We start from the raw sequence: 4,518 nt of genomic DNA, 5'->3' as shown, positions 1-4,518 counted from the left end.
TCTTTTTTCTTATTCAATTTAAGTTTCATTATTTTTTAATCCCATATATTCAAATATTTGAAAATGAAATTGATAAGAATTTATATGTTGATCCAAAAACTATAATTTATCAAAAACAAAAAAAACTAAAAAACTTAATATTATTTTATGTAGAATCTATGGAATATGATGTTCAAAAACTAGAAAATCATATTAATGAAAATCCATTAGAAAAAATTAATCAAATTAAAGGTGAAAATATTTATAATTTTAAAGAGACACCATCTATTCAAATAAGTATTGCAGGTTTAGTAGCCAGTCAATGTGCAGTACCATTTCATCCAAGTGTTTCTATAAATCTCAATAACCATAAAATTAAAAATTTATATTGTTTAAGTGATGTTTTAAATAACTTTAATTACAAACAGTATTATTTTATGACTGTAAACAAATCATTCCAAAGAACAGATTTCTTCAAAGAAAATCATCATATAAAAATAATTGATGATAATGAAATTAGGAAAAAGTATCCAAATGAAAAACTTGGATGGGGAAATGGTGTTCATGATGAGGTTATGCTTAATTATGCAAAAGAAAAGATACTTAAACTTCATGAAGAAAAGAAACCCTTCAATGTGATCATAAAAACAACAGATACTCATCCACCTTATCAAAAAATTTCATCCAAATGTCAGATTAAGAATGAAATGAACATTAGAAAAAGAGCTGCTCTTTCTTTTAAATGTATCTCTATTGAAATTAACAATTTTTTAAACGAACTATCTTATTCTGGAGCTTTAGCTAATACAGTTGTTGTGATAATGGGTGATCATTTATTACATCCAATTTATAATGATAAAAAAATTATTGATGCACCTAGAAAAAATAGAAATATATATTACAAGATGAGCACAAATAATAATTTTGAAAGATCAAAAATGAATCATTTTGATGTTGCGCCTACTATTCTAGATGAACTAGGATTTCTTAACACTTTCGATAAAAGATTCGCTTTTGGAGTATCTTTATTTAATTCAAACAAACTTTTTAACTACAACAATCATTATAATTCTGTTATGAGTAAAAAAATTCTTAATGATTATTATTTAAACCAAACACTTAATTAATCCATTATAAAAAAATGCTAAAAGAAATAATCTCTAATGTATCAAAAAATGTAATTGGAAATGAATTTAATATAAAGATTTCATTGGCTACTATAATTAGTGGAGGGCATATTTTGATTGAAGATTTGCCTGGAACTGGAAAAACTACCTTTGCAAAATCCATAACAAATTCTTTAAATTTAGATTTTAAAAGAATTCAATTTACATCAGACTTACTGCCTAGTGATATACTAGGTTACACTTATATCAAAAATGATAATTTTGAAATAAATAAGGGTCCAATATTTACTAATATAGTTCTTGCAGATGAACTAAATAGAGCAAGCCCGAAAACACAAAGTGCTTTTTTAGAGTCTATGGAAGAAAAAACTGTAACAATAGATAAAGAAACATTTAAATTACCAGACCCATTTTGTGTTATCGCAACTCAGAACCCTTCTGATTTATCAGGTACATCATTGTTACCTGAATCACAGTTAGATAGATTTTCTATTTCTTTTTCACTTGATAATTTAAATAAAAAAGAAAGATTGAAATTACTTAATAATGAAGACACTACACTTAACCAAAATAATTCTAATTTTAATTTTAGTAAGATAAAAAATATTAAAGAAATTCACATAACACAAAAAGTAATAGAATATCTTGATAATATTTCAGAACATATAAAAACAAATTTTAATGAAATTCATATATCGCCGAGAAGTCTAAAACAAACTTTGAAATTAGCTAAATCTCTAAGTTTAATTAATGGAAAAGATTATGTGACGTTTCAAGAAATAAAAGAAGTTTTACCTTATGTTCTAAGACATAGAATAAACATTGTTGAAAAAAATGAAATTTTTGACTTTATAAATAATGAAATTCTAAATAAAGTTTCTGTTCCAAATGAAGAATAAGATCTGGAAAAACTTTATTGATACAAAATCTAAGAAAAATAAAAACAAACTTAACAGAAAAAATTTATATATATTTCCAAATTTTAGAGGATTTCAAATTGCTGCCTTAATTTTTTTTTGCTTTGCAGTTTCAATATTTTATCAAAATAATTTTGGATTATTGTTATCAATAATACTTTTTTTCATTTATTTCATTTCAATTATTATTTCTTATCAGAACTTATTGAATATAAATTTTAGGGTGACTGATAAATTATTACCTGCCAAACAAAAAGTAAAGATAGGCTATTTGGTAAACTGCGTGGGGAACAAAGGACGATTAAATATAAATTTTGATATTGGTGATGAATTTATAAATTCTGATATCTATGAAGAAAAAAAAATTAAATTTGATTATATATTTGATAGAAGAGGAGTTTATAACTTACCTCAATTAAATGTTAAGTCACAATTTCCTTTTGGAATAATTAATACTTTTTCAAAAATTTTCTTTAATGAAAAAATCACAGTTTATCCAAAACCAATTAAACCTAGTGATGAAATTTTAGATTCATTATTTGATGATAATTTAAAAGAGGGATTTGATTATGATTTTGATAGAATTGAAGAGGCAAAAGATAATCTTAATCTATCTAAAGTTTCTTGGAAACATTTCACAATTAAAAAAAAATATTATGTCAAAAAGTTTAAATTTTCCAATAATTCTACACATATAACAATTGATTTAGAAAAAATAAAAGCTGAAAATCTTGAGAAAAAACTTTCATATGCAAGTTATTTAATAGAATATTTTTATAAATTAAAAAAACCGTTTTCACTGAAAAATAATAGTTATAAATCAATTAGCTCGTGTTCATTAGAACATAAAAATAAACAATTAATATATCTTGCTAATGCATAAATTTGACCTGTTAAATTATAAGTTTACATCAATATTATTAATCCTATTGAGTTACACTCTGGTAATTAATGAGAATGGGCTAATTAATAATCTGTTATTTGCATTTTTATTGATATTTTCGATTTTTCAAAATTATTTTAAGTACAAATATAAAAAATTATATAGCTCTTCTTTTGCTCTTATATGTATTTATATTCAATTTATCTTAAACGATTATACTTTTTCAAAAGAATATTTCCTAAATTTAATTTTAATCCTAATTTTTCTTAAATTTTCTGAAATTGAAAAGAAAGAACATTATTATTTCTTTAATTACACTTGTGTTTTTTTTGCCATTAGCACATTACTATACGGACAAGATTTAATTAGTTCTTTTACTTCATTTTTGATTTTGGTCATTTCTATAATTAATCTTTATTCTCTCAATCAAAAAAAATTAATTTCTATAAACTTAAAAAATATTTTTAAATACTTAATGTTTGCATTTAGCATTATACCAATAATTGCTTTAGTTTATTTAATTTTTCCACGAACAGAAATTAATATTAAATTATTTGAAACTAAAACAAATCAACTTGGGATACCTGAGAAAATCAGCCTAGGTTCTTTTCAAGATATATCTGATAGTGATGAAACCGTATTTATTTTTACCTCAAACTCTCAGCATTTATCAAAGAAATATTATTTTAGAGTAAAAGTTTTTGACATATTAAATGATAAAAAAGATTGGATAAATAATGATTATAGATTTCTTTTAAAAAATTATTCAAAAGACATAAAATTAATAAATACAGATGAAGATAAAGATAATTCATCAAACTTAATAATTTTTGCTAATGAAAAAAAATGGTTACCGAAGTTAAAAGAATATGAATTTATCAATAAAACTATAAGGACAGATATTTTTAATAACATATCTGAAAATAATATAGTTATAGATAAAAAAACCCCTTTTAAGATTTATTATTCAAAAAAAGATTATTCATATAGTGAAAAAATTCTTAAAAGATATTTGCAATTACCTAATACAATATCTCCTAAATTAAAAAAATGGGCAGATAAAATTAAACTGAATTCTTCTAATGAAAATGATTTTTTAAATCAAATTTTAAATGAATTTTCTAATGGTAAATTTTTTTATAGCTTAAAACCACAAACCTTAGGAAATAATTATGAAAAATTTTTCTTTGAGACAAAAACAGGATACTGCGAATATTATGCAGGAACATTTGCAATACTTGCAAGAATGGGTGGCATACCAAGTAGGATAGTTTCGGGATATTATGGAGGAACCTATAATCAAATAGGAAACTTTTATACATTTAAACAACAAGACGCCCACTCTTGGGTTGAAGTATATTTAAAGGGTAATTGGGTGAGATTTGATCCTACAATATCAGTGCCAGAACAAAATATTATAAACTCGAATAATCTGAATTTTGAAAATGATGAAAAAAAACAAAATAATGAAACCTTTGATGAAAATTTAAGTTTAAATAAATTTACAATTTATTTTGATTATGCCAACTACCTTTGGACTAATAGTTTTTTAAAATATGATGAAAAATCTAGATCAAGATTTATTAAAGAAAAATTATATAATACTAAAAAT

At 22.9% G+C, this 4,518-nt stretch carries 4 protein-coding genes; all 4 read left to right on the top strand.

The features are described from left to right. On the top strand, positions 1–1,106 hold a 1,106-nt coding region (locus ACTT90_RS07285), incomplete at its 5' end, for a sulfatase-like hydrolase/transferase (RefSeq protein WP_440938069.1). Between the two features lie 14 nt (positions 1,107–1,120). Beyond that, a complete protein-coding gene (locus ACTT90_RS07280) occupies positions 1,121–2,005 on the top strand; it encodes an AAA family ATPase (RefSeq protein ID WP_440938068.1) in 885 nt (294 codons plus the stop codon). Then, positions 1,995–2,906, top strand: coding sequence for a hypothetical protein (locus ACTT90_RS07275; protein ID WP_440938067.1), 912 nt, complete (start codon positions 1,995–1,997; stop codon positions 2,904–2,906). Before ACTT90_RS07280 ends, ACTT90_RS07275 begins: the two co-directional genes overlap by 11 nt. Further along, positions 2,899–4,518: transglutaminase family protein (locus ACTT90_RS07270; RefSeq protein WP_440938066.1), on the top strand; the 1,620-nt coding region annotated here is incomplete at its 3' end. The genes ACTT90_RS07275 and ACTT90_RS07270, both read left to right, overlap by 8 nt.

This window comes from Candidatus Pelagibacter sp., assembly GCF_052049935.1.
Classification (GTDB): domain Bacteria; phylum Pseudomonadota; class Alphaproteobacteria; order Pelagibacterales; family Pelagibacteraceae; genus Pelagibacter.
The sequence above is the reverse complement of the archived record's forward strand: the minus strand, read 5'-3'. Positions and strand labels throughout refer to the sequence as shown.